Source organism: Kaistia sp. 32K (assembly GCF_016629525.1).
Lineage (GTDB): Bacteria > Pseudomonadota > Alphaproteobacteria > Rhizobiales > Kaistiaceae > Kaistia.
On the sequence record NZ_AP024269.1, the window covers coordinates 2,936,702 to 2,959,380 of the forward strand.

General features: G+C 63.2%; 34 protein-coding genes. 1 reads left to right on the plus strand and 33 read right to left on the minus strand.

The genetic code is table 11. From position 1 onward, the window contains the following. Positions 1-188 precede the first annotated feature (188 nt). Entirely contained in the window at positions 189-1,157 is a 969-nt protein-coding gene (locus K32_RS13530) for a hypothetical protein (RefSeq protein WP_201400046.1), read from the plus strand. A 602-nt stretch (positions 1,158-1,759) separates the two neighbouring features. Here the strand turns inward: K32_RS13530 and rplQ are convergent. From rplQ to K32_RS13695, 33 genes are all read right to left on the minus strand, one after another. Next, positions 1,760-2,191, minus strand: coding sequence for a 50S ribosomal protein L17 (gene rplQ, locus K32_RS13535; RefSeq protein WP_201400047.1), 432 nt, complete (start codon positions 2,189-2,191; stop codon positions 1,760-1,762). A gap of 49 nt (positions 2,192-2,240) precedes the next feature. After that, positions 2,241-3,257, minus strand: coding sequence for a DNA-directed RNA polymerase subunit alpha (locus K32_RS13540; protein ID WP_201400048.1), 1,017 nt, complete (start codon positions 3,255-3,257; stop codon positions 2,241-2,243). Between the two features lie 126 nt (positions 3,258-3,383). Then, on the minus strand, positions 3,384-3,773 hold the full coding sequence (gene rpsK / locus K32_RS13545; RefSeq protein ID WP_018184927.1) for a 30S ribosomal protein S11: 390 nt from the start codon (positions 3,771-3,773) through the stop codon (positions 3,384-3,386). A 78-nt stretch (positions 3,774-3,851) separates the two neighbouring features. Continuing rightward, a complete protein-coding gene (gene rpsM / locus K32_RS13550) occupies positions 3,852-4,220 on the minus strand; it encodes a 30S ribosomal protein S13 (protein ID WP_201400049.1) in 369 nt (122 codons plus the stop codon). 161 nt (positions 4,221-4,381) lie between these two features. After that, on the minus strand, positions 4,382-4,987 hold the full coding sequence (locus K32_RS13555) for an adenylate kinase (RefSeq protein WP_201400050.1): 606 nt from the start codon (positions 4,985-4,987) through the stop codon (positions 4,382-4,384). Beyond that, positions 4,984-6,318 carry a preprotein translocase subunit SecY gene (gene secY / locus K32_RS13560; protein ID WP_201400051.1) on the minus strand — a complete coding sequence of 445 codons (1,335 nt, stop codon included), beginning with the start codon at positions 6,316-6,318 and terminating at the stop codon, positions 4,984-4,986. The genes K32_RS13555 and secY overlap by 4 nt, the downstream gene beginning before the upstream one ends. Positions 6,319-6,426: 108 nt before the next feature. Beyond that, positions 6,427-6,915, minus strand: coding sequence for a 50S ribosomal protein L15 (rplO, locus tag K32_RS13565; protein ID WP_201400052.1), 489 nt, complete (start codon positions 6,913-6,915; stop codon positions 6,427-6,429). Between the two features lie 19 nt (positions 6,916-6,934). Beyond that, on the minus strand, positions 6,935-7,141 hold the full coding sequence (gene rpmD / locus K32_RS13570) for a 50S ribosomal protein L30 (RefSeq protein ID WP_018184922.1): 207 nt from the start codon (positions 7,139-7,141) through the stop codon (positions 6,935-6,937). Positions 7,142-7,171: 30 nt separating this feature from the next. Then, complete coding sequence (rpsE, locus tag K32_RS13575) at positions 7,172-7,717, minus strand: 30S ribosomal protein S5 (RefSeq protein WP_026304633.1); 546 nt, start codon at positions 7,715-7,717, stop codon at positions 7,172-7,174. A gap of 42 nt (positions 7,718-7,759) precedes the next feature. Then, on the minus strand, positions 7,760-8,116 hold the full coding sequence (gene rplR / locus K32_RS13580; protein ID WP_201400053.1) for a 50S ribosomal protein L18: 357 nt from the start codon (positions 8,114-8,116) through the stop codon (positions 7,760-7,762). Between the two features lie 11 nt (positions 8,117-8,127). Then, positions 8,128-8,661 carry a 50S ribosomal protein L6 gene (rplF, locus tag K32_RS13585; protein ID WP_201400054.1) on the minus strand — a complete coding sequence of 178 codons (534 nt, stop codon included), beginning with the start codon at positions 8,659-8,661 and terminating at the stop codon, positions 8,128-8,130. 40 nt (positions 8,662-8,701) lie between these two features. After that, entirely contained in the window at positions 8,702-9,100 is a 399-nt protein-coding gene (gene rpsH / locus K32_RS13590; protein WP_201400055.1) for a 30S ribosomal protein S8, read from the minus strand. A gap of 14 nt (positions 9,101-9,114) precedes the next feature. After that, a complete protein-coding gene (gene rpsN, locus K32_RS13595; RefSeq protein WP_201400056.1) occupies positions 9,115-9,420 on the minus strand; it encodes a 30S ribosomal protein S14 in 306 nt (101 codons plus the stop codon). Positions 9,421-9,446: 26 nt separating this feature from the next. After that, positions 9,447-10,004, minus strand: coding sequence for a 50S ribosomal protein L5 (gene rplE / locus K32_RS13600; RefSeq protein ID WP_201400057.1), 558 nt, complete (start codon positions 10,002-10,004; stop codon positions 9,447-9,449). Beyond that, positions 9,997-10,311, minus strand: a complete 315-nt coding sequence (gene rplX, locus K32_RS13605) for a 50S ribosomal protein L24 (protein WP_029075462.1) — start codon at positions 10,309-10,311, stop codon at positions 9,997-9,999. The genes rplE and rplX overlap by 8 nt, the downstream gene beginning before the upstream one ends. Beyond that, a complete protein-coding gene (rplN, locus tag K32_RS13610) occupies positions 10,311-10,679 on the minus strand; it encodes a 50S ribosomal protein L14 (RefSeq protein ID WP_201400058.1) in 369 nt (122 codons plus the stop codon). Before rplN ends, rplX begins: the two co-directional genes overlap by 1 nt. Before the next feature lie 81 nt (positions 10,680-10,760). After that, on the minus strand, positions 10,761-11,009 hold the full coding sequence (gene rpsQ / locus K32_RS13615) for a 30S ribosomal protein S17 (protein ID WP_201400059.1): 249 nt from the start codon (positions 11,007-11,009) through the stop codon (positions 10,761-10,763). A gap of 10 nt (positions 11,010-11,019) precedes the next feature. Continuing rightward, complete coding sequence (gene rpmC, locus K32_RS13620) at positions 11,020-11,220, minus strand: 50S ribosomal protein L29 (protein WP_018184912.1); 201 nt, start codon at positions 11,218-11,220, stop codon at positions 11,020-11,022. Between the two features lie 25 nt (positions 11,221-11,245). Further along, positions 11,246-11,659 carry a 50S ribosomal protein L16 gene (gene rplP / locus K32_RS13625; RefSeq protein WP_201400060.1) on the minus strand — a complete coding sequence of 138 codons (414 nt, stop codon included), beginning with the start codon at positions 11,657-11,659 and terminating at the stop codon, positions 11,246-11,248. 32 nt (positions 11,660-11,691) lie between these two features. After that, the gene (rpsC, locus tag K32_RS13630; protein WP_201400061.1) at positions 11,692-12,402 is read right to left on the minus strand and encodes a 30S ribosomal protein S3; all 711 of its coding nucleotides are present in this window, start codon (positions 12,400-12,402) and stop codon (positions 11,692-11,694) included. After that, a complete protein-coding gene (gene rplV / locus K32_RS13635; protein WP_035831212.1) occupies positions 12,402-12,782 on the minus strand; it encodes a 50S ribosomal protein L22 in 381 nt (126 codons plus the stop codon). The genes rpsC and rplV overlap by 1 nt, the downstream gene beginning before the upstream one ends. 1 nt (position 12,783) lies before the next feature. Continuing rightward, a complete protein-coding gene (gene rpsS, locus K32_RS13640) occupies positions 12,784-13,062 on the minus strand; it encodes a 30S ribosomal protein S19 (RefSeq protein WP_018184908.1) in 279 nt (92 codons plus the stop codon). 12 nt (positions 13,063-13,074) lie between these two features. Next, complete coding sequence (gene rplB / locus K32_RS13645; RefSeq protein ID WP_201400062.1) at positions 13,075-13,911, minus strand: 50S ribosomal protein L2; 837 nt, start codon at positions 13,909-13,911, stop codon at positions 13,075-13,077. Between the two features lie 22 nt (positions 13,912-13,933). Beyond that, complete coding sequence (locus tag K32_RS13650; RefSeq protein ID WP_201400063.1) at positions 13,934-14,227, minus strand: 50S ribosomal protein L23; 294 nt, start codon at positions 14,225-14,227, stop codon at positions 13,934-13,936. Further along, positions 14,224-14,844 (minus strand): 50S ribosomal protein L4, encoded by a 621-nt coding sequence (gene rplD, locus K32_RS13655; RefSeq protein WP_201400064.1) that lies wholly within the window; start codon positions 14,842-14,844, stop codon positions 14,224-14,226. Before rplD ends, K32_RS13650 begins: the two co-directional genes overlap by 4 nt. After that, positions 14,844-15,563 (minus strand): 50S ribosomal protein L3, encoded by a 720-nt coding sequence (gene rplC, locus K32_RS13660; protein ID WP_201400065.1) that lies wholly within the window; start codon positions 15,561-15,563, stop codon positions 14,844-14,846. The genes rplD and rplC overlap by 1 nt, the downstream gene beginning before the upstream one ends. Positions 15,564-15,579: 16 nt before the next feature. Next, complete coding sequence (gene rpsJ, locus K32_RS13665) at positions 15,580-15,888, minus strand: 30S ribosomal protein S10 (RefSeq protein WP_018184903.1); 309 nt, start codon at positions 15,886-15,888, stop codon at positions 15,580-15,582. Between the two features lie 65 nt (positions 15,889-15,953). After that, complete coding sequence (gene tuf, locus K32_RS13670; protein WP_201400066.1) at positions 15,954-17,144, minus strand: elongation factor Tu; 1,191 nt, start codon at positions 17,142-17,144, stop codon at positions 15,954-15,956. A 49-nt stretch (positions 17,145-17,193) separates the two neighbouring features. Continuing rightward, positions 17,194-19,269, minus strand: coding sequence for an elongation factor G (gene fusA, locus K32_RS13675; RefSeq protein ID WP_201400067.1), 2,076 nt, complete (start codon positions 19,267-19,269; stop codon positions 17,194-17,196). Positions 19,270-19,292: 23 nt separating this feature from the next. Further along, on the minus strand, positions 19,293-19,763 hold the full coding sequence (gene rpsG, locus K32_RS13680) for a 30S ribosomal protein S7 (RefSeq protein WP_201400068.1): 471 nt from the start codon (positions 19,761-19,763) through the stop codon (positions 19,293-19,295). 15 nt (positions 19,764-19,778) lie between these two features. Then, positions 19,779-20,150: a 30S ribosomal protein S12 gene (gene rpsL, locus K32_RS13685; protein WP_029075557.1), complete on the minus strand. Its 372-nt coding sequence runs from the start codon at positions 20,148-20,150 to the stop codon at positions 19,779-19,781. Positions 20,151-20,589: 439 nt separating this feature from the next. Further along, complete coding sequence (locus tag K32_RS13690; protein WP_201400069.1) at positions 20,590-21,024, minus strand: cupin domain-containing protein; 435 nt, start codon at positions 21,022-21,024, stop codon at positions 20,590-20,592. 163 nt (positions 21,025-21,187) lie between these two features. Continuing rightward, the gene (locus tag K32_RS13695; protein WP_201400070.1) at positions 21,188-22,522 is read right to left on the minus strand and encodes an esterase-like activity of phytase family protein; all 1,335 of its coding nucleotides are present in this window, start codon (positions 22,520-22,522) and stop codon (positions 21,188-21,190) included. Positions 22,523-22,679: the final 157 nt, after the last annotated feature.

Below are 22,679 nucleotides of genomic sequence, written 5' to 3' on the forward strand. Positions count from 1 at the left end.
TTGCCGATCCGTCGCACCGGAGCGGCGCGGGAGGAATCCACAGCCGCCGCTTCCTATGACGGCACAACCTGCCTTAGGCTCGCCCAGACTTGATGGGATAAGCTGCCGGATGTCACCGTCGACGCCCCGTTCGCGCCGGACGCCGGCCGTGACATCCGACCAATGCCCGAAGGCGCGTAGGGATCAGCATGCTCTGGATCACAGTGTTCATCGTCGGTCTGCTGGCCCTCCTGGGCGGGCTGGTTCCCTTGCTTCTCAACGGTTTGAGCAAGACGAACTTCGCCGGCATCGCGATCGGCACGGTCCTGCTGGCGGCCGGCATCGCCGGCGTGATCCTGCATCCGAGACTGCCGCTGACCGTCCCGAGCCTCGCCTCTATCGAGAGCAGCGTCACCGGCCACGAGCCGCAGCCGGCTCCCGTCAGCCCCGAATCAACGCCGGAGGCGGCCCTCCCGGCAGCCCCCGCCGCCCGGGTCGTCGAGCCGACACACGAAGAAGAGCCGCTGCCGTCGCCCTCGGCCAAGGACGAATCGCAGCTCGAGCCGTCGGCCCTGCCCGATCCGGTTCCCGTGACGACCACCGCCGAGGCCGGCAGCGAGCCTGAGCCGCTGACGGCCACCCCGCCGACGCCGGTCCCCTCGCCGGCCGCCGCGGCGCCCGCCGACGACGGCATCGCCACGCTGGCCATCGCCGCGCAGCAGCCGAAGGACCAGACGGCCTTCGCCGCGGTGATCAAGTCGACCAAGGCCGAATTCGACACGGCCGACGACGTCCAGCGCGAGGCGATCCAGCCGAAGCGCGCCGCCGCCATCTGCAAGGCCGTGCCGAAGCCCGAGATCAAGGGCTGGGTCGGACAGATCCAGGCGGCGGAGAAGGATTCGGGCGGGCGGCTTACCGTGACCGTGGCACTGCCGGACGGCACGCTGGTCAAGACATGGAACAACGCCATGTCCGATATCGACGACAACACGCTGGTGCCCGCCGGCACGCCGCTGGCCCAGACCTTCGGCAAGCTGCAGACGGGCGAAGCCATCCGCTTCGCGGGCACCTTCTTCACCGACGAGCCGGATTGCTACCGCTCGAGCCGGCTGTCGCTGCCGCAATCGATGATGGAGCCGAGCTTCCTGTTCCGCTTCACGTCCGTCGAGAAGCTGTAGGGTTTTGTCCCCGGCGTCGAACGTGCTGCGCTAGACGGCGCCAAGCGCCAAGCACCAAGCAAGCCCCTCACCCAACCCTCTCCCGCAAGCGGGCGAGGGCCTTGGCCGGCGCGTTTCATCGACCTTAAATGCCTCGCCACAAGCGCGGGCGATCCCCCTCTCCCGCCCGCGGGAGAGGGTTGGGGTGAGGGTCTGACAGACCGGGCCTCGAGCCGACAGTCTGGGCATCCGTCCTTCGAGACGGTCCGCTCCGCCATCATCCTGAGGTGCTTCGCGTCAGCGAAGCCTCGAAGGAGGATCCAGCGGTCACTGGGATTTGCAGACGCAGGCCGGCAATGCCCCCGCATTCCATGTGAGGCGTATTCCCTGAACCCTCCTTCGAGGCCCGGCTTCGCCGGGCGCCTGAGGATGATGGGTGAGTTCCGGGAATGCGGCCTGGGAGGTTCAGGAGTCTGAAATCAGCCGGCCCGACGCCTCAAGCATCAAGCCACGCCCGATTGCGAATTCTGAGCCCAAGCCCGCCTCCCCACCGCCGAGGCGCTTCCCAAACGAAAAAGGGCGGCCCGGAGGCCGCCCTTTCAAAACTCGCGGATGCGAACGGCTTACGCCGCAACGCCTTCCGACTCAGCCTCGGCAGCGGCCGTGCGAGCACGGTCCGAAGCGCCCTTGGCGTCGACGTCGCGATCGACGAACTCGATCACGGCGACCGGCGCGTTGTCGCCATAGCGGAAGCCGGCCTTCAGGACGCGAAGGTAGCCACCCTGGCGCTCCTGGTAACGCGGGCCGAGCGTCTCGAACAGCTTCTTCGCCGCCGCGACGTCGCGCAGCTGCGCGATCGCCTGACGACGTGCATGCAGGTCGCCGCGCTTGCCGAGCGTCACCAGCTTCTCGACGATCGGACGCAGGTCCTTCGCCTTCGGCAGGGTGGTGACGATCTGCTCGTGCGTGATCAGCGCTACAGCCATGTTTGCGAACATCGCCTTGCGGTGGCTCGCGGTACGGCTGAACTTGCGACCGGAATTACCGTGGCGCATGGCTCTCTCCTCAGTTTCTCTACCGGCGGCTCACGCCGTGGGTGCTGTCTCAGTAATGATCTTCGTAGCGCTTGGCGAGCTCTTCGATGTTCTCCGGCGGCCAATTGGTGACCTCCATGCCGAGATGGAGACCCATCTGGGCGAGAACTTCCTTGATCTCGTTGAGCGACTTGCGGCCGAAATTCGGGGTCCGGAGCATCTCTGCCTCGGTCTTCTGAATCAGGTCGCCAATATAGACGATATTGTCGTTCTTCAGGCAATTGGCCGAACGGACGGAAAGTTCCAGTTCGTCCACCTTCTTCAGAAGCGACGGGTTGAAGGCGAGCTCCGGAATCGCTTCCGAAACGGTCTCCTTCTGCGGCTCTTCGAAATTGACGAAGATCGACAGCTGGTCCTGGACGATGCGGGCGGCGTAGGCCACCGCGTCGTCGGGACGGAGCGAGCCGTCGGTCTCGACCGAAAGCGTCAGCTTGTCATAATCGAGAACCTGGCCCTCGCGGGTGTTCTCGACGCGGTACGAGACCTTCTTGACCGGCGAATAGATGCTGTCGACCGGGATGAGCCCGATCGGCGCGTCTTCGGCGCGGTTGCGGTCGGCCGGGACGTAGCCCTTGCCGGTATTCACCGTGAACTCCATGCGGATCTCGGCGCCCTCGTCGAGGGTGCACAGGACCAGCTCGGGGTTCAGGATCTCGATATCGCCGACGGTCTGGATGTCACCAGCGGTGACGACGCCCGGACCCGTCTTGCGAACCACCATGCGCTTCGGGCCTTCGCCCTGCATCTTGATGGAGATTTCCTTGATGTTCAGGATGACGTCGGTGACATCTTCCCGGACGCCGGCAATCGACGAGAACTCGTGCAGAACGCCGTCGATCTGGACGGCGGTGACCGCGGCGCCCTGGAGCGAAGACAGAAGCACGCGGCGCAGCGCGTTGCCGAGCGTCAGACCGAAGCCGCGCTCAAGAGGCTCCGCCACGACAGTGGCGAGACGCTTGGGATCGGAACCCGGCGTCACCTCGAGCTTGTTCGGCTTGATCAGCTCTTGCCAATTCTTATGGATCACGACCGTATCCTTTCGATCTCGAACGCCGCCCGACGGTTCGGGTGGCGTGGCGCTCCGGCTAAAGGCGGAGCGCCGAATGCCGATACGCAGTGAAAGCGGCGTCCACCGGGGACGCCGCCCGAGGCTTTAGACGCGGCGACGCTTGCGCGGCCGGCAGCCATTGTGCGCGATCGGCGTCACATCACGGATCGAGGTGATGGTGAAGCCAGCAGCCTGCAGGGCGCGAAGCGCCGACTCACGGCCCGAACCCGGACCCGAGACTTCGACTTCGAGCGTCTTCATGCCATGCTCGGCAGCCTTGCGGCTTGCATCCTCAGCAGCCATCTGGGCGGCATAGGGGGTCGACTTACGCGAACCCTTGAAGCCCATCATGCCCGCCGACGACCAGGAAATCGCATTTCCCTGCGCGTCGGTGATGGTGATCATCGTGTTGTTGAACGTCGAGCTCACATGCGCAACGCCCGAGGAGATGTTCTTCCGCTCGCGGCGACGTACGCGCGTTGTGTCCTTGGCCATTCTCTATCCTTACGTTCGATCTCGACACCGCCGTAAAACCGGCGGCTCCACCGGGGGCCTAGCGCCCCGAATTCATAATTACTTCTTCTTGCCGGCGATCGGCTTAGCCGGGCCCTTGCGGGTGCGCGCATTGGTATGCGTGCGCTGGCCGCGAACCGGCAGACCGCGGCGATGACGCAGGCCGCGGTAGCAGCCGAGGTCCATGAGCCGCTTGATGTTCATTGCGACTTCGCGACGCAGATCACCTTCCACGACGTAGTCGCGGTCGATCGCTTCGCGGATCGCCAGAACTTCGGCGTCCGAGAGCTCGTTGACACGACGCTCCGGAGCGATGTTCGTCTTCGTGATGATGTCGAGCGCGTTCTTCGCGCCGATCCCGTGAATGTACTGAAGCGCGATGATGACGCGCTTGTTCGTCGGGATGTTTACGCCTGCGATACGGGCCAATGCCGTCTCCATCTCTAGCCACCGGAACATTCCGGCGGCACCTCAACTTCCCCGCGTCCGGTGGAGGCCGGCTCGTGCGGGCATTCTCTTGCGCAAACAAGCAATGCCGTCCCCTGAAATGTCAGGGAACGCCAACGCCTGTTTGCAGCAGGTCGCGAGCCTTATCGACTCGTGACCTGTTCGTCAAGCCTATCCAGCGTCGCGGTGATGTCCGCAGACACTTCGTCGATCGAACGCATGCCGTCGATCTCAACCAGACGACCACCAGCCTTATAGTAAGGCGAGATGATCGCGGTATCCCGATTATAGGCCTCGAGCCTGGTCTTGAAGACCTCGGGATCATCGTCCTTGCGCACCGGCTCGCCGCGAGCGCGGGTCTCGTCGGCGCGCTTGGTGATCCGGTCCGTCAGCTTGGACTGGTCCACCTTCAGCTCGAGCACGGCGTCGAGCTTGACGCCCTTGCCGGCCAGCATCTTCTCCAGCGCGTCCGCCTGGGCGATCGTGCGGGGAAAGCCGTCGAGGATGAAGCCCTTGCGGGCGTCCGGCTCCTCGATGCGGTCGGCAACGATCCCGACGACGACCTCGTCGGGAACAAGATTACCCGCGTCCATCAGCGCCTTGGCCTGAAGGCCGATCGGCGTCTCTGCCGCCACGGCGGCCCGCAGCATGTCGCCTGTCGACAACTGCGGAATGCCGTAGCGCTTTACCAGACGTGCGGACTGCGTGCCCTTACCAGCTCCCGGTGGTCCGAGCAGAATCAGTCTCATCGTCTCTTCCCCCTCAGCTTGGACTTCTTGACCAAGCCCTCATATTGGTGCGCCAACAGGTGGCCCTGGATCTGCGAGACCGTATCCATCGTCACGTTGACGACGATGAGCAACGAGGTGCCGCCGAAATAGAACGGGACGTGCGTCGCCGAGATCAGGAACTCAGGCAGAAGACAGACGACGACCAGGTAGATGGCGCCGAGCAGCGTAATGCGCGTCAGCACGTAGTCGATGTATTCCGCCGTCCGCTGGCCCGGGCGAATGCCCGGAATGAAGCCGCCATGCTTCTTCAGATTGTCGGCCGTGTCCGTCGGATTGAACACGATCGCCGTGTAGAAGAAGGCGAAGAAGATGATCATCGCCGCATAGAGCAGCATGTACAGCACGGTGCCATGGCCGAGCAGCGCGACCGTCGAGGTCAGCCAGCTCGGCGCACCGCTCGACGCGGTGAAGTTGGCGATCGTCGCCGGCAGCAGCAGCAGCGACGAGGCGAAGATCGGCGGAATGACGCCCGACGTGTTCAGCTTGAGCGGCAGATGCGACGACTCACCCTGGAACATCCGGTTGCCGACCTGGCGCTTCGGATACTGGATGATGAGGCGGCGCTGCGCACGCTCCATGTACACGATGAAGGCGATCGCGACGACGGCGACGACGGCGACGAGCAGGATCACCCAGGTGGCGAGCGCGCCCTGGCGGCCGAGTTCCAGCATGCCGATCAGGGCGTGCGGAAGGTTGGCGACGATGCCGGCGAAGATGATCAGCGAGATGCCGTTACCGATGCCGCGCGAGGTGATCTGCTCACCGAGCCACATCAGGAACATCGTGCCGCCCGTCAGGGTGATGACGGTCGAGATCCGGAAGAACATGCCGGGATCGATGACGATGTTCGTACCGCCCTCGAGGCCGACCGAAATGCCGTAGGCCTGAACGACGGCGAGCAGCACCGTGCCGTAGCGCGTGTACTGGTTGATGATCTTGCGACCGGCCTCCCCTTCCTTCTTCAAGGCTTCGAGGGAGGGAACGATCGACGTCATCAGCTGAATGATGATCGATGCCGAAATGTACGGCATGATGCCGAGCGCAAAAATCGCCATGCGTCCGACGGCACCGCCGGAGAACATGTTGAACAGGCCGAGAATGCCGGACTGCTGATTGTTGAAGGCGCTGGCCAGCGCTTCCGGATTGATGCCGGGAAGCGGGATATAAGTGCCGAGCCGATAGACGAGCAACGCACCCAGCGTGAACCAGATGCGTTTCTTCAGAGCCTCGGCTTTGGCGAAGGCGCCAAAATTGAGATTGGCCGCCAGTTGTTCAGCCGCTGATGCCATTCGCCGCTCCGTTCGGGCCCGGAAACCGGGCCCCAATGCCCCTACCGGGCATCAAGTGGTCTCTCGGAGGCGCCGCGACAAGCGGCGCCCCTCCCCGAACGACGCAGTTTAAGCTGCGTCCGTGTTGTCGGTAACCTTGGGCGCCAGGACCTTGACGGACCCGCCAGCCTTCTCGACGGCTTCGATAGCCGGCTTCGACGCACCGGCGATCTCGAAGGCAACAGCGGCCTTCAGCTCGCCGACGCCGAGGAGGCGAACGCCATCCTGCACGCGGCGGATGACACCGGCTTCCTTCAGCGCTTCGACCGTCACCGGCTTCGTCGCGTCGAGCTTGCCCGCATCGATCGCAGCCTGGACACGGCCGAGGCTGACCTCGTTGTAGTCCTTCGCGAAGATGTTGGTGAAGCCGCGCTTCGGCAGACGCCGATGCAGCGGCATCTGGCCGCCTTCAAAGCCCTTGATCGCCACGCCCGTGCGCGACTTCTGGCCCTTGACGCCGCGACCACCGGTCTTGCCCTTACCCGAACCGATACCGCGTCCGACGCGCATGCGGTTCTTGCTGGAACCCGGGTTGTCGTTGATCTCGTTGAGCTTCATCGAACTGGTCCTTCTGGGCTCAGGCCTCGTCCACAACGCGGACGAGGTGAGCCACCTTGGCGATCATGCCGCGAACCGCAGGCGTGTCCTGCAGCGTCGAACGGCGACGGATCCGGTTGAGGCCGAGGCCGATCAGCGTAGCACGCTGCTCGGCCGGACGGCGGATCGGGCTGCCGGTCTGCTCGACGGTAACCGTCTTGGCGGCGCCTTCAGATTTCTTGGCCATTTGGTCAAATCCTCGAATTCAATCGGGCGCTCACGCCTCGGCGGAAGCTTCGGCTTCGCCGCCGCGACGGGCCTGCAGAGCCGACACCTTGATGCCGCGACGAGCCGCGACCGAACGCGGGCTGTCTTCGGCGCCGAGAGCGGCGAAGGTCGCACGCACCATGTTGTACGGGTTCGACGAACCCATCGACTTGGCGACGACGTCCTGGACGCCGAGCGTCTCGAACACGGCGCGCATCGGGCCACCGGCGATGATACCGGTACCGGCCGGAGCCGCACGCAGGAACACCTTGCCGGCGCCGTGGCGACCGAACACGTCATGATGCAGGGTACGGCCCTCGCGGAGCGGAACCCGAACGAGGCTCCGCTTCGCTGCTTCCGTCGCCTTGCGGATCGCTTCAGGCACTTCGCGCGCCTTGCCGTGGCCGAAACCGACCCGGCCCTTCTGGTCGCCGACGACGACGAGGGCTGCGAAGCCGAAACGCCGTCCGCCCTTCACCACCTTCGCGACGCGATTGATGTGAACGAGCTTGTCGACGAATTCGCTGTCGCGCTCTTCCCGCTGCTCTCTGGCCATCGAAACATCCAATCCTGTTACGTGATGACGCGCCTCAGCGCATCAGAAGTCGAGACCGCCCTCGCGAGCGCCGTCGGCCAGCGCCTTCACGCGGCCATGAAAAAGGTAACCACCGCGGTCGAAGATGACCTGGGTCACGCCGGCGGCCTTGGCACGCTCGGCGACGAGCTTGCCGACAGCCTCGGCGGCTGCCTTGTCGGCACCCGTCTTCAGCGAGCCGCGGAGATCCTTTTCCAGCGTCGACGCCGAGGCGAGCGTGCGCCCCTCGGCATCGTCGATCACCTGGGCGTAGATGTGCTCCGACGAGCGGTAGACGCTGAGCCGGGGACGTCCGTTCGCAACCTTCCGGAGCGCACGGCGGACGCGCGCAGCGCGACGGTCCTGCAGAATATTGGCCATGACGGTCTCCGTTACTTCTTCTTGCCTTCCTTGCGGAAGATCGTTTCGGTTGCGTACTTGACGCCCTTGCCCTTGTAGGGCTCGGGGCTACGATACTCGCGGATCTCGGCCGCAACCTGGCCGACCTTCTGCTTGTCGATGCCCGAAACGATGATCTCGACCGGACGCGGCGTCACGATGGTGATGCCTTCCGGGATCGCGTAGACCACGTCATGGCTGTAGCCAAGAGCGAGCTGCAGGTTCGAACCCTGGACGGCGGCGCGGTAACCCACGCCGTTGATCTCGAGCTTCTTGGAGAAGCCCTCGTTCACGCCCTTGATCAGGTTCGCAATCATCGTACGCGACATACCCCAAGCGGCGCGAGCCGGCTTGCTGTCATCACGCGGGGCGACCTTGACGCCCTCTTCCGTCAGTTCAACGGCAACGTTATCCGTAAAATCGAAGGACAGTTCGCCCTTCGGACCCTTCACCGACACCGTCTGGCCGTTGATCGTGGCCGTAACGCCCTTAGGCACCGCCACCGGCTTCTTACCAATACGAGACATCAGACAAATCCGTCCGGTTCGTGTTTCACCATCAACCAGATCAGAATACCTGGCAAAGAACCTCGCCGCCGACATTCTGGTCGCGGGCGTCGCTATCCGACATCACGCCCTTCGGCGTCGACAGGATGGACACGCCGAGGCCATTCTTGACCTGCGGAATATTCTTGACCGAGGCATAGACCCGGCGACCCGGCTTCGAGACACGCTCGATCGTGCGGATCACTGGCTCGCCATCGTAATACTTCAGTTCGATCTCGATCGCGGGACGGCCATTGCCGTCGTCGACCGTCGCAAAGCCACGGATGTAGCCTTCCGACTGCAGAACACCGAGAACGTTCTCGCGCAGCTTGGAGGACGGCGTCGAAACCTTCGACTGCCGGCGCATCTGAGCATTGCGGATGCGGGTGAGCATATCACCCAGAGGATCGGTCATTGTCATGGGGACCGTGCTCCTTACCAGCTCGACTTGACGAGGCCCGGGATCAGCCCGAGCGACCCGAGTTCGCGCAATGCAATACGCGACATCTTCAGCTTGCGATAGACGCCACGCGGACGGCCGGTGACTTCGCAGCGATTACGGATGCGGGTCGCCGAAGCGTTACGGGGCAGCTCGGCAAGCTTCAGGCGAGCCTGGAAGCGTTCCTCGAGCGGCAGGCTCTCGTCATTGGCCACAGCCTTCAGCTTCGTACGCTTGTTGGCGTACTGGGCAGCCAGCTTGCGGCGCCGGTTGTTCTTTTCGATAGAGCTCTTCTTAGCCATCGATTTGTCCTCGTCCTATCCCGGCGTTACTGGCGGAACGGGAAGTTCATCGCCTTCAGAAGGGCGCGAGCTTCCTCGTCAGTCTTGGCCGTGGTGCAGACGATCACGTCCATGCCCCAAACCTGATCAATCTTGTCGTAATTGATCTCGGGGAAAATCAGATGCTCCTTGATGCCCATGGCGAAGTTGCCACGGCCATCGAAGCTCTTCGGGTTCAGGCCGCGGAAGTCACGGACGCGCGGCAGCGCGATGGTGACCAGGCGGTCCAGGAACTCGTACATCCGCGCCTTGCGCAGCGTGACCTTGCCACCGATCGCCATGTTCTCGCGCAGCTTGAACGTCGCGATGGACTTCGATGCCTTCGTCACGGCCGGCTTCTGGCCGGCGATGAGAGCCAGATCACCAAGAGCGGTGCCGACCTTCTTGGAATCGTTGACGGCTTCGCCAACGCCCATGTTCAGCACGATCTTGTCGATCTTCGGAACCTGCATGGGGTTCTTGTAGCCGAATTCCGCGACGAGCTTCGCGCGGACTTCGTCTTCGTAAAACTTCTTGAGCCGCGGCTCGTAAGCTGCCTCAGCCATCGATCACATCTCCCGAACGCTTTGCGACGCGTTGTTTGCGCCCGTCTTCGGTCACTTTAAAGCCGACGCGGGTCGGCTTGCCGTCCTTGTCCGCCAGGGCGATGTTCGACAGATGAATCGGGAGCTCCTTGGCGACGATGCCGCCCTGCTCGCTCGCCGTCTGCTTCTGGTGCTTGCGTGCGACGTTGACACCGCGCACGACGGCGCGATCTTCGGTCGGGATCACGCGGAGCACTTCGCCCGACTTACCCTTGTCCTTACCCGTGAGGACGATGACGTTATCGCCCTTCTTGATCTTGGCAGCCATCACAGCACCTCCGGAGCGAGCGAGATGATCTTCATATGGTTCCTGGCGCGAAGCTCGCGCGGAACCGGCCCGAAGATACGGGTCCCGATCGGCTCTTTCTGATTGTTGATCAGAACCGCCGCGTTCTTGTCGAAACGGATGACGCTGCCATCCGGACGACGAATATCCTTAGCTGTGCGAACGACGACCGCCTTCATGACGTCGCCCTTCTTCACGCGACCCCGCGGGATCGCCTCCTTGATCGACACGACAATGATGTCACCGACCGAGGCGTACTTCCGCTTGGAACCGCCGAGAACCTTGATGCACATCACACGACGAGCGCCGGAATTATCCGCCACGTCGAGGTTAGTCTGCATCTGAATCATGACTGGCCGCCTACTCTTCTGGTCACCGCTTATCCCGGTCAGATACCCGGGAATTCAGCAGCGACAAACCTTTTTCGTGCCTTACTTACCGCCCGACTGCTCGGAAGCGATAACGACCCAGCGCTTGTTCTTCGAGATCGGCGCAGTCTCTTCGATCGAGACGATATCGCCAATCTTGTGGACATTGCCCTCGTCGTGGGCATGGTACTTCTTGGTCCGCCGCACGGTCTTCTTCAGAACCGGATGCGTGAAGCGACGCTCGACGAGAACGACGACCGTCTTATCGGTCTTGTCGCTGACGACGCTGCCCTGCAGAACGCGTTTCGGCATACTCGCCTCCTCAGCGCTTGTCCGCCGCGCTCTTCTGCGCAGCGATGGTCTTGATCCTGGCGATGTCGCGGCGAACCTGCCGGACACGCGCCGTGTTTTCGAGCTGGCCCGTCGCCCGCTGAAAGCGCAGGTTAAACTGCTCTTTCTTCAGGTTTGCAAGCTCGGTGTCGAGCTGGTCGGCGGTCTGCAGCCGAACGTCTTTCGCCTTCATGGCTTTATCCTCGTCCGTTCGCCGATCAATCGGCGATGCGCTGTACGAAGCGCGTCTTGATCGGGAGCTTCGCCGCGCCGAGACGGAGCGCCTCGCGGGCGGTCTCCTCGTCGACACCGTCGATCTCAAACATGATCCGGCCAGGCTTGACGCGGGACGCCCAGTATTCCGGGGCGCCCTTACCCTTACCCATGCGGACTTCGGTCGGCTTCGACGTGACCGGAACGTCCGGGAAAATCCGGATCCAGACACGACCGGCGCGCTTCATAGCACGAGTGATGGCGCGACGGGCAGCCTCGATCTGGCGCGCGGTGACGCGCTCCGGCTCGAGCGCCTTCAGGCCGAATCCGCCAAAGTTCAGATCCGTACCACCCTTGGCGACGCCATGGATACGGCCCTTGAACTGCTTGCGGAACTTGGTGCGCTTCGGTTGCAGCATTTCTGTTCTCTCTCGCCCTCAGGTCCGACCGATCAGGCCGCGGAGTCGCGACGACGAGTGTTCGAGCCCTGCTCGTTACCCTCGGTCTGGCGACGCTCGGAAGCCATCGGATCGTGCTCGAGGATCTCACCCTTGAAGATCCACACCTTGATGCCGCACGTGCCATAGGCGGTGTGCGCGGTCGCGGTGCCGTAGTCGATGTCGGCGCGCAGCGTGTGCAGCGGAACCCGACCCTCGCGGTACCACTCGAGACGGGCGATTTCCGCGCCGCCCAGACGGCCACCCGCGTTGATGCGGATGCCGAGGGCGCCGAGGCGCATCGCCGACTGGACGGCGCGCTTCATCGCGCGGCGGAACGCAACGCGGCGCTCCAGCTGCTGGGCGATGGAGGCGGCGACCAGGTTCGAGTCGATCTCCGGCTTGCGAACTTCGACGATATTGAGGTGAACTTCGCTATCCGTCAGCTTGCCGACGATCTTGCGGAGCTTCTCGATATCGGCGCCCTTCTTGCCGATGACGATGCCCGGACGAGCCGAGTAGATCGTGACGCGGCACTTGCGGTGCGGGCGCTCGATCACGATCTTGGAGACCGCGGCCTGCTTCAGCTCGACCAGGAGCTTCTCGCGGATCCGCATGTCTTCATGAAGCAGCTTGCCGTATTCGCCCTTGTTGGCGAACCAGCGGCTGTCCCACGTCCGGTTGATGCCGAGGCGGAGGCCGATCGGATTGACTTTCTGGCCCATTATGCAGCCTCCTCGGTTTCACGCACCACGATCGTGAGGTGCGAAAACGGCTTCTCGATCCGGCCGACACGACCGCGAGCACGCGGCGTCCAGCGCTTCATCACCAGGGCCTTGCCGACAAACGCTTCGGCGACCACCAGCGAATCAACGTCGAGATCGTGATTGTTCTCGGCGTTTGCGATCGCAGATTCCAGCGTCTTCTTTACGTCACGCGCAATCCGCTTCTCGGAGAAGGTCAGATCGGCGAGCGCCGTGCTGGCCTTCTTGCCGCGGATCAGCTGGGCGACAAGGTTGAGCTTGCGCGGAGAGACACGGATCATGCGCGTGACGGCGCGGGCCTCGTTGTCTTTCAGCGCGCGTTCGCGCTTCGGCTTGCCCATGTTACTTCCTCTTCGCCTTCTTGTCGGCCGTGTGACCGTAGTAGGTCCGGCTCGGCGAGAACTCGCCGAACTTGTGTCCGACCATGTCCTCGTTGACGATGACCGGAACATGCTTCTGGCCGTTGTAGACGCCAAAGGTCAAGCCCACGAACTGGGGCAGGATCGTGGAGCGGCGGCTCCAGATCTTGATCACCTCACCACGACCCGAAGAGCGGCTCTTCTCAGCCTTGCGGAGGAGATAACCGTCGACGAACGGGCCTTTCCAGATAGAACGAGCCACGGACAGCCTCTCTTACTTGCTCTTGCGCAGATGACGGCTGCGCGCGATGAACTTGTCGGTCGACTTATTGTTGCGGGTCTTCTTGCCCTTGGTCGGCTTGCCCCACGGGGTGACCGGATGACGGCCTCCCGAGGTGCGGCCTTCACCACCGCCATGCGGATGGTCGACCGGGTTCATCGCAACACCGCGGACGCTCGGACGCTTGCCAAGCCAACGATTACGACCGGCCTTGCCGAGCGAGGTGTTGGAATGGTCAGGGTTCGAAACCGCGCCGACGGTCGCAACACAGCTCTGGTGGACCAGGCGCTGCTCACCCGAATTCAGGCGAAGAATGGCCATGCCGGAGTCGCGGCCGACATACTGCGCGTAGGCACCGGCCGAACGCGCGATCTGGCCGCCCTTGCCGGGCTTCATCTCGACATTGTGCACGATCGTGCCGACCGGCATGGCGCCGAGGGGCATCGTGTTGCCGGGCTTCACGTCGGCCTGGGCCGAGGAAATCACGGTGTCGCCGACTGCCAGGCGCTGCGGCGCCAGGATGTAGCTGAGCTCGCCGTCCTCATACTTGATGAGGGCGATGAACGCCGTGCGGTTCGGGTCGTACTCGATGCGCTCGACGACGGCCGGGATGTCGCGCTTGTTCCGCTTGAAATCGATCAGGCGGTACGTGCGCTTGTGACCACCGCCGCGGCCGTAGGCCGTGACGCGTCCGAGATTGTTGCGACCACCGCTCTGGCGGAGACCGACGGTCAGGCCCTTGACGGGCTTGCCGGCGTAGAGCTCCGAGCGATCGACGAGAACCAGCTGGCGCTGTCCCGGCGTAGTCGGCTTATAGTGCTTGAGAGCCATGCTTCAGCCTATTCTTTTCGCGTCAGAGACCGGTCGAAACGTCGATCGACTGACCTTCAGCAAGCGTCACGATCGCCTTCTTGACGTCGCTCTGCTTGCCCACGATTCCGCGGAAGCGCTTGACCTTGCCCTTGCGGACGAGGGTGTTCACGCCTGTAACCTTGACCTTGAACAGCGCCTCGACGGCGGCCTTGATCTCGGGCTTGGTCGCCGTCTTCAGAACGTTGAAGACGACCTTGCTCTGCTCGGTGGCAATGGTCGACTTCTCGCTCAGCACCGGGCTGCGGATGATGTCGTAATGCGAGAGATCGCTCATTTGAACCGCTCCTGCAGCGCTTCGACCGCAGCCTTGGTCAGCACGAGCTTCTCGCGGCGCAGAATGTCGTACACGTTGATGCCCTGAACCGGCAGAACATCGATATGCGGCACGTTGCGGGTAGCGAGACCGAAGTTCTCGTTGACCGCGGCACCATCGATGATGAGCGCGTTTGCCCAGCCGAGCTTGGCCAGGTTCTCGCGAACCGCCTTCGTCTTCGGCGCATCAATGGCGATGTCCGAGACGATGATCAGGTTCTCGCCCCGGGCCTTGGCCGAGAGCGCATGACGAAGTGCAAGCTGACGGAACTTCTTGGTCAGGTCATGCGCATGGCTGCGCACCACCGGACCGAAGGCCTTACCACCGCCGCGGAACTGCGGGGCGGTCTTGGCACCGTGGCGTGCGCCGCCGGTGCCCTTCTGCTTGTACATCTTCTTGGTCGTGCCGGAAATCTCCGAGCGACCCTTCGACTTGTGCGTGCCAGCCTGGCGCTTGGCCAGCTGGTAACGCACCATGCGCTGCAGGATATCGCCGCGCGGCTCGAGACCGAAGATCTCGTCCGAAAGCGTGATTTCCCCGGCTGCCGTGCCGTCGAGCGTGGTGACCTTAATATCCATCACTCGGCCTCCTTCGCTTCAACCGCAACTTCAGCCACGGCGCCGCGCTTCTTGAACGCACCCGGAACCGGGACGTCTGCCGGAAGCGCACGCTTCACCGCGTCACGAACCTCGATCCAGCCGCCCTTGGCGCCGGGAACGGCACCCTCGACCATGATCAGGCCACGCTCGACATCCGTGCGAATGACCTTGAGGTTCTGAGTGGTCACGCGGACATCGCCCATGTGACCAGCCATCTTCTTGTTCTTGAACACCCTGCCCGGGTCCTGGCGCTGGCCAGTCGAACCGTGCACGCGGTGAGAGACCGAGTTACCGTGCGTCGCGCGGCCACCACCGAAGTTGTGGCGCTTCATGACACCGGCAAAGCCCTTACCGATCGAGGTGCCGCTAACGTCGACGAACTGTCCGACGACGAAATGCTCGGCGGTGAGCTCGGCGCCAACCTCGATGAGGTTGTCCGGGGTCACACGGAACTCCGTGACCTTGCGCTTCGGCTCGACCTCGGCCTTGGCGAAATGTCCACGCTCAGCCTTGGGCGTGTTCTTCACCTTGGCGAGACCGCTTCCGAGCTGGACCGCGGTGTAACCGTTCTTATCTTCCGTCCGATGAGCGACAACCTGGCAGTTGTCCAGCTTCAGCACCGTCACCGGCACCTGCTCGCCTGCATCCGTGTAGATGCGGGTCATGCCCACCTTCTGTGCGATCAATCCAGAGCGCATTCTATCCTCGCTCGCCTCAGAGCTTAATTTCGACGTCCACACCGGCCGCCAGGTCGAGCTTCATCAGCGCGTCCACGGTCTGCGGGGTGGGGTCGACGATGTCGAGAAGACGCTTGTGCGTCCGCATCTCGAACTGCTCACGGCTCTTTTTGTCGATATGCGGCGACCGGTTCACGGTGAACTTCTCAATCTGAGTGGGAAGTGGCACCGGGCCGACAACGCGCGCGCCGGTACGCTTCGCCGTGTTCACGATCTCGCGCGTCGACGCATCGAGAATACGATGGTCGAACGCTTTGAGCCGGATCCGGATATTCTGACCGTTCATCGATTTCTGTCCTCAGGTGACATGGGCGCGCGACGAACCCGCGCGCCCGGTCCGGATCATCCGACTTACTTAATGATGCTGGCGACGACGCCGGCGCCGACGGTACGACCGCCTTCACGGATGGCGAAACGCAGCTTCTCTTCCATGGCGATCGGCACGATCAGCTCGACGTCGACCGAAATGTTGTCGCCCGGCATCACCATCTCGACGCCTTCCGGCAGCGTGACGATGCCCGTGACGTCCGTCGTCCGGAAATAGAACTGCGGACGGTAGTTGGTGAAGAACGGCGTGTGACGGCCACCCTCTTCCTTCGTCAGGATGTAGGCCTCGGCCTTGAACACCGTGTGCGGCGTCACCGAACCGGGCTTGCACAGGACCTGACCGCGCTCGACGCCTTCACGGTCGATGCCGCGAAGCAGCGCGCCGATGTTGTCGCCGGCCTGGCCCTGGTCGAGCAGCTTGCGGAACATTTCGACGCCGGTGCAGGTCGTCTTGACGGTCGGACGGATGCCGACGATCTCGATTTCCTCGCCGACCTTGACGATGCCGCGCTCGACGCGGCCGGTCACGACCGTGCCGCGGCCCGAGATCGAGAACACGTCTTCGATCGGCATCAGGAACGGCTGGTCAACCGGACGCTCCGGCTGCGGGATGTAGGCGTCGACGGCGGTCATCAGCTCGAGGATCGCGTCCTCGCCGAGCTTGGCGTCGCCATCGTTCAGCGCGACGACGGCCGACCCCTTGACGATCGGAATGTCATCGCCCGGGAAGTCGTAGGACGACAGCAGCTCGCGGACTTCGAGCTCGACGAGCTCGAGCAGCTCCGGATCGTCGACCAGGTCGCACTTGTTCAGGAACACCACGAGCGCCGGAACGCCGACCTGACGGGCGAGCAGGATGTGCTCGCGGGTCTGCGGCATCGGGCCGTCGGCGGCCGACACGACCAGGATCGCGCCGTCCATCTGGGCGGCACCGGTGATCATGTTCTTGACGTAGTCGGCGTGGCCGGGGCAGTCGACGTGAGCGTAGTGACGGTTGGCCGTCTCGTACTCGACGTGCGCCGTCGAGATCGTGATGCCGCGCGCACGCTCTTCCGGCGCTGCGTCGATCTGGTCATACGCCTTGAAGGTCGCGCCGCCGGCCTTGGCCAGGACCTTGGTGATTGCCGCGGTCAGCGACGTCTTGCCATGGTCAACGTGGCCGATCGTGCCAATGTTGCAGTGCGGCTTATTGCGCTCGAACTTCTCTTTACCCATCGGACTTCTCCGTCTTGTCTGTCAGCAGGTTGGGTTTCGCGTGAAAGGCCTAGGCGTACTTCGCCTGGACCTCCTGAGCGACGGCCTGCGGGACCTGCTCATAATGATCGAACTGCATCGTGTAGCTCGCGCGACCCTGGCTCATGGAGCGCAGGTTGTTCACGTAGGAGAACATGTTCGCAAGCGGGACGAATGCGGTGATGACATTCGCGTTGCCGCGCATGTCCTGACCCTGGATCTGGCCACGGCGCGAATTCAGATCGCCGATAACCGAACCCACATACTCTTCCGGCGAGACGACCTCGACCTTCATGACGGGCTCGAGAAGGGCCGGATTAGCCTTCATGAGACCTTCGCGAAGAGCCGCACGGGACGCGATTTCGAACGCGATCGCCGAGGAGTCGACTTCGTGGTAGGCACCGTCGATCAGGGCGATCTTGACGTCCACGACCGGGAAACCCGCGATCGGGCCCGAGCTCATGACCGAATTGAGACCCTTTTCGACGCCGGGGACGTATTCCTTCGGAACCACGCCGCCGATGATCTTGTTTTCGAAGCTGTAACCGGCGCCGATCTCGTTCGGCTCGATGACGAACTTGACGCGGGCGAACTGGCCCGTACCGCCGGTCTGCTTCTTGTGGGTGTAGTCGATTTCCGTCTGCTTGCGGATCGTCTCGCGATACGCAACCTGCGGCGCACCAACATTCACGTTGATGTTGTACGGCGCACGGCGAAGGATATCGATCTTGATGTCGAGGTGAAGCTCGCCCATCCCCTTGATGATCGTCTGACCCGACTCGCTGTCCGTCGAAACGCGGAAGGACGGATCCTCGGACGCCAGCTTCTGCAGGGCGATGCCCAGCTTCTCCTGGTCGGCCTTCGAAGCCACTTCCACCGACATCTCGATGACCGGCTCGGGGAACTCCATCTTCTCGAGGATCACCGGAGCGGCGGGATCGCAGAGCGTATCGCCGGTACGGGTTTCCTTGAGACCAACCAGAGCGACGATATCGCCTGCATAGGCAATCTCGATATCTTCACGCGAGTTGGCATGCATGGCGACCATGCGGCCGATACGCTCTTTCTTCTCCTTGGTGGAGTTGAGGAGCGTCGTGCCCTTGGTCAGCACGCCGGAGTAGACGCGAGCGAAGGTCAGGATGCCGAACGGGTCTTCAATGATCTTGAAGGCCAGCATGGCGAGCGGCTCGTCGTCGGTCGAATGACGCTCGACTTCCTGCTCGGTCTTGACGTCGATGCCCTTGGTCGGCGGCACATCGACCGGCGACGGGAGGAAGTCGACGACGGCGTCGAGCAGCGTCTGAACGCCCTTGTTCTTGAAGGCGGAGCCAGCCAGGACCGGGAACCAGGTCGAGTGCAGAACGGCCTTGCGGATCAGCGTCTTAAGCGTCGCTTCGTCCGGCTCGTTGCCCTCGAGGTAGGCTTCCATGGCGGCGTCGTCGAGCTCGACGGCGGCTTCGATCAGGGCGGCGCGGTAAGCGGTCGCCTTCTCGAGCAGGTTCGCCGGGATCTCTTCGACGTCATACATGGCGCCGATCGAATCGTCGTTCCAGACGCAAGCCTTCATGGTGATCAGGTTGATCACGCCCTTGAAGTCCTGCTCGGCACCGATCGGCAGCTGGATCGGGACAGCGCGAGCGCCGAGGCGCTGCTTGATGTCCGCGAGGCACATGTCGAAGTTGGCGCCGGTCTTGTCCATCTTGTTGCAGAAGACAATACGCGGAACGTGGTACTTGTCGCCCTGGCGCCAGACCGTCTCGGTCTGCGGCTCGACGCCCTGGTTCGAATCCAGCACGCAAACGGCGCCATCGAGCACACGCAGCGAACGCTCGACTTCGATGGTGAAGTCGACGTGGCCGGGGGTGTCGATGATGTTCAGGCGCTTGCCGTTCCACGACGTCGTCGTTGCCGCCGACGTGATCGTGATGCCGCGCTCCTGCTCCTGCTCCATGTAATCCATGGTAGCAGCGCCGTCATGCGTCTCGCCGATCTTGTGGTTTCTGCCTGAGTAGAAGAGAATCCGCTCGGTCGTCGTCGTCTTGCCCGCGTCGATGTGGGCCATGATTCCGAAGTTGCGGTAGTCTTCGATCTTATGCGTGCGGGCCATGATGGGCTGCCTTTGTCCGATCGTTACCAGCGATAGTGCGAGAACGCGCGGTTGGCTTCCGCCATACGGTGCGTGTCTTCGCGCTTCTTCACGGCATTGCCGCGGCTGTTCGAGGCATCCAGCAGTTCGCCCGAGAGACGCTCGATCATCGTCTTCTCGTTACGGCCGCGGGCCGCGGAGAGAAGCCAACGGATGGCGAGTGCCTGACGGCGATCCGCACGGACCTCGACGGGAACCTGGTAGGTCGCACCACCGACGCGACGCGAACGCACTTCGATGTGCGGAGCGACGTTGTCCAGGGCCGCGCGGAACACCACGACGGGCTCCTGCTTGGTCCGGTTCTGGATGATGTCGAAGGCACCGTAGACGATGCTCTCGGCGACCGACTTCTTGCCGTCATACATGACGGCATTCATGAACTTGGTGACGACGATATCGCCGAACTTGGGGTCCGGGATGATCTCGCGCTTCTCTGCACTATGGCGACGGGACATGGATCCTGTTCCCTATTACTTCGGACGCTTCGCGCCGTACTTGGAGCGACGCTGCTTGCGGTTCTTGACACCCTGGGTGTCGAGCACGCCGCGCAGAATGTGGTAGCGCACGCCCGGCAGATCCTTGACGCGGCCGCCACGGATCATGACGACAGAGTGCTCCTGCAGGTTGTGGCCTTCGCCCGGAATGTAGCCAATGACCTCGAAGCCATTGGTCAGGCGAACCTTCGCGACCTTACGAAGTGCCGAGTTCGGCTTCTTCGGAGTGGTCGTATAGACGCGAGTGCAAACACCGCGCTTCTGCGGGTTCTCCTGCAGCGCCGGAACCTTGTTCCGCTTCGCCGGGGCTTGACGCGGCTTGCGGATGAGCTGGTTAATTGTCGGCATGCTTCGCCTTTCAGCTAGCCTACGGTTCTGTTTCTCTCCGCTTTCGCACCTTTGCCACAACCGTTCGGCCATGAACAAAGAGCGCCCGTACCGCTAAGAGCGGAGGCGCTACGAAATGCAGAGGATCACGGCTTTCACCGCGATCGTGCGTGTCGTTCTAACGTCTGTTTCGATCCCGACAGTGTCTAAACCTGAACTCCGCAACGCGTCGTCGCTGGAAAATTTGGGCTTACCACCTGCCTGAAAGCTTGCGGAACCTACTTATTTGGACCGTTCCAGTCAACCCCTGTGTGGGGTTCTTTTCGACAGTCCGTCCGCCGCAACGTTTGCGCATCGCACCCGCGATCTCGGCAATTTATGCCAACAAGAACACCCCGTCACGCACTTTTGTTGCGAACGCCGGGCCATGCTCACGCCCGCACCTGACTCAGCGTCCGATTCATTTCGGCGCTGCCGTCCGGGTCGAGAACGCGATTCCTTTCTGACCGGTTACGATCATCAGGATTCGAACGGTTTCTTCGCCGACGACTCGGCCGTTGTGGCGGTGATCGACCATTTCGGCGAACGAATCCCCCGCCTTGAAGAATCGCTTGGCCCCGCCCTCGCTCTCGACCTCGATCGTGCCGGCGAGGATATAGGCATAGGCCGGAACCGGATGGGTGTGCCAGCCGGTCTCGCCGCCCGGCGGAATCTCGACGATCAGCGTCTGCACCTCGGGATCCGCCACGTCGGGATAGCGGATCGGATCGCCGCTGGTCGTCGTGGTCGTCTGCAGGATGCGCTTCACCTTGACCGAAGGCTTGTAGCTCTCCTCGGCATGCGCAGCCGCGCCGGACAGCGCAAGGCTCGCCGCGACGAGTGTCAGAAGTCTCATGATGGCCCCTCCCCGGGCGCGCCTCCGCGAAGCGCAATGTTCAGCCGCGCGGCGTTCCGGCCGCCCGGCTTCCCCAGCGGTATTGCTAGAGCGTTCGGCACAAAAGGAAAAGGGCCGCCCGGAGGCGACCCTTCCCTATGGTGAACGCGGAACGCCGGCTGGACTACTGCGCCTTCAGGAAGTCCCCGACCTCGAGCACGATGAACTCGTTGTTGTCGGCCTTGCCCTTCTCGCGGCCGACCGAGAACGGGAAGTTGTTGTCGTCGGCGACGATGATGTGGGTCTCGTCGATGCGATCGACATTCTCGATCGTCTCGAACGGGAACGTGAAGATGCCGTCCTTCGAGCCGGCGCGGGCGACGCCGTTCGGGTCCTTGATCCCCATCAGGTCGATATAGCCGATCTTGCGGACGACGCCGTCGGCATCGGTCTTGGAGAGATCGATCAGGTAGACGCGCTTGAACTTCGCCGGCTCGGTGGCCCAGCCATCGCGCGGGTCGCCCTCGCCGCCGTCGCGCTCAATCACCAGGGCGCGGGTGGCGTCGATCATGTTGAAGTCGCCGATGGCGTTGCCGAAGTCCTCGAGCGGATAGTAGCGGACCTTGTCGGCGAAGCCCTTGGTCGCGATGTCGAAATCGAAGATCGGCAGGACGGACTTGCCGCCCTTCTCCAGGTACTTGCCGGCCGCCGCGTCCCAGGGCGCGCCTTCGAGCATCGGGTGCAGCGTCTTGCCGTCGGCGGAGAGCGCCATGCCCTCAAAACCCTTGGAGCGGCGGACGTTGAATTCCGGCATCGGCTTGTCGGGGGCGCCCGGCATCTGGACGGCGTAGTTGTCGGGGCTGCGATAGGCGACGCCGTTGACGACGGTCTCCTTGAGGCTCAGCACCGTGCCATCGGCCGCGACTTCGAGCAGGTAGGGGCCGAACTCGTCGCCGATCCAGAAATTGTCGCCGACCTTCTGGATGCTCTCCGGATCGAAGTCGGCGCCGGTCAGATAGCGGGCGTCGGTATTCTCGTTGACGATCCGGAACGGCACGACGCGGTTCGGATCCTTGGCGAAGATCGTCTTCAGAACGGCAACGCGGCCCGTCTCCCAATCCGGCTTGACGATGTGGAACATGATCATCGCGTCGCCGGAATTGGCCTTGGAGCCGAAGCCGTTGTCGGTCAGCACGACATAGGTGCCGTCGCCGAGCGCGCGGATACCGGAGAAGCCCTGCACGGCCTGGCCGGCGAACGGACGGGCGAGGCCCGTCGTCTCGTCGACGATCGAATAGAGGCGGTCGAAGCGACGACCGAAATCGGCGCCCGTGCCCGTGAAGCGGCCCGTCATGTTGAGGGAGGCCGGCGCGTCGGCCGGAGGAACGGCGAAGCTCTGCGCCGGCAGGATGGCGTGCTGGCTCAGCACGGCGTCGAACTGGCGGGGCTCGGCGGCGGAAGCACCCGCCGCCATGGCGACGAGCGACAGACCGGCGAGAAGGGCATGGCGAAGCGACATGGACGAATCTCCGTTCAAAGGAATGGAGATCTCCTAGGCCCCGCACGTCACAGGCGAGCGACGCGGGGATGTCACAACCATGACAGGCCACCGAACAGTCCGGCGGTGGGTCCAACTCGCCCGCGCGTCGAGCGCGAGCGAGGCCGCATTCAGATAG

Bases quoted from the DNA above. Each gene is read 5' to 3' on its own strand.
- rpsG (WP_201400068.1), bottom strand. From the start codon at position 19,763: ATGTCCCGTCGCCATAGTGCAGAGAAGCGCGAGATCATCCCGGACCCC.
- rpsH (WP_201400055.1), bottom strand. From the start codon at position 9,100: ATGACAATGACCGATCCTCTGGGTGATATGCTCACCCGCATCCGCAAT.
- K32_RS13695 (WP_201400070.1), bottom strand. From the start codon at position 22,522: ATGTCGCTTCGCCATGCCCTTCTCGCCGGTCTGTCGCTCGTCGCCATG.
- rplN (WP_201400058.1), bottom strand. From the start codon at position 10,679: ATGATTCAGATGCAGACTAACCTCGACGTGGCGGATAATTCCGGCGCT.
- fusA (WP_201400067.1), bottom strand. From the start codon at position 19,269: ATGGCCCGCACGCATAAGATCGAAGACTACCGCAACTTCGGAATCATG.
- rpsC (WP_201400061.1), bottom strand. From the start codon at position 12,402: ATGGGCCAGAAAGTCAATCCGATCGGCCTCCGCCTCGGCATCAACCGG.
- K32_RS13530 (WP_201400046.1), top strand. From the start codon at position 189: ATGCTCTGGATCACAGTGTTCATCGTCGGTCTGCTGGCCCTCCTGGGC.
- rpsQ (WP_201400059.1), bottom strand. From the start codon at position 11,009: ATGCCGAAACGCGTTCTGCAGGGCAGCGTCGTCAGCGACAAGACCGAT.
- rplX (WP_029075462.1), bottom strand. From the start codon at position 10,311: ATGGCTGCCAAGATCAAGAAGGGCGATAACGTCATCGTCCTCACGGGT.
- rplP (WP_201400060.1), bottom strand. From the start codon at position 11,659: ATGCTGCAACCGAAGCGCACCAAGTTCCGCAAGCAGTTCAAGGGCCGT.
- rpsN (WP_201400056.1), bottom strand. From the start codon at position 9,420: ATGGCTAAGAAGAGCTCTATCGAAAAGAACAACCGGCGCCGCAAGCTG.
- secY (WP_201400051.1), bottom strand. From the start codon at position 6,318: ATGGCATCAGCGGCTGAACAACTGGCGGCCAATCTCAATTTTGGCGCC.
- rpsE (WP_026304633.1), bottom strand. From the start codon at position 7,717: ATGGCCAGAGAGCAGCGGGAAGAGCGCGACAGCGAATTCGTCGACAAG.
- rpsL (WP_029075557.1), bottom strand. From the start codon at position 20,150: ATGCCGACAATTAACCAGCTCATCCGCAAGCCGCGTCAAGCCCCGGCG.
- rplQ (WP_201400047.1), bottom strand. From the start codon at position 2,191: ATGCGCCACGGTAATTCCGGTCGCAAGTTCAGCCGTACCGCGAGCCAC.
- rplR (WP_201400053.1), bottom strand. From the start codon at position 8,116: ATGGCCAATATTCTGCAGGACCGTCGCGCTGCGCGCGTCCGCCGTGCG.
- tuf (WP_201400066.1), bottom strand. From the start codon at position 17,144: ATGGGTAAAGAGAAGTTCGAGCGCAATAAGCCGCACTGCAACATTGGC.
- rplV (WP_035831212.1), bottom strand. From the start codon at position 12,782: ATGGGCAAGCCGAAGCGCGAACGCGCGCTGAAAGACAACGAGGCCCGC.
- K32_RS13555 (WP_201400050.1), bottom strand. From the start codon at position 4,987: ATGAGACTGATTCTGCTCGGACCACCGGGAGCTGGTAAGGGCACGCAG.
- K32_RS13690 (WP_201400069.1), bottom strand. From the start codon at position 21,024: ATGAGACTTCTGACACTCGTCGCGGCGAGCCTTGCGCTGTCCGGCGCG.
- rplE (WP_201400057.1), bottom strand. From the start codon at position 10,004: ATGGCTGAGGCAGCTTACGAGCCGCGGCTCAAGAAGTTTTACGAAGAC.
- K32_RS13650 (WP_201400063.1), bottom strand. From the start codon at position 14,227: ATGAGCGATCTCTCGCATTACGACATCATCCGCAGCCCGGTGCTGAGC.
- rpsJ (WP_018184903.1), bottom strand. From the start codon at position 15,888: ATGAACGGTCAGAATATCCGGATCCGGCTCAAAGCGTTCGACCATCGT.
- rplO (WP_201400052.1), bottom strand. From the start codon at position 6,915: ATGAAGCTCAACGAGATCAACGACAACCCGGGTTCCAGCAAGAACCGC.
- rplC (WP_201400065.1), bottom strand. From the start codon at position 15,563: ATGCGCTCTGGATTGATCGCACAGAAGGTGGGCATGACCCGCATCTAC.
- rplF (WP_201400054.1), bottom strand. From the start codon at position 8,661: ATGTCTCGTATTGGTAAGAAGCCGGTGGCGGTGCCTAAGGGCGTTACG.
- rpsK (WP_018184927.1), bottom strand. From the start codon at position 3,773: ATGGCCAAGGACACAACGCGCGTACGTCGCCGCGAGCGGAAGAACATC.
- rpmD (WP_018184922.1), bottom strand. From the start codon at position 7,141: ATGGCCAAGAAATCTGAAGGCGCCGCCAAGACGGTTACCGTCGAGCAG.
- rpmC (WP_018184912.1), bottom strand. From the start codon at position 11,220: ATGAAGGCGAAAGACGTTCGGCTGCAGACCGCCGACCAGCTCGACACC.
- rplB (WP_201400062.1), bottom strand. From the start codon at position 13,911: ATGGCTCTCAAGCACTATAAGCCGACTACGCCGGGACAGCGCCAGCTG.
- rplD (WP_201400064.1), bottom strand. From the start codon at position 14,844: ATGGATATTAAGGTCACCACGCTCGACGGCACGGCAGCCGGGGAAATC.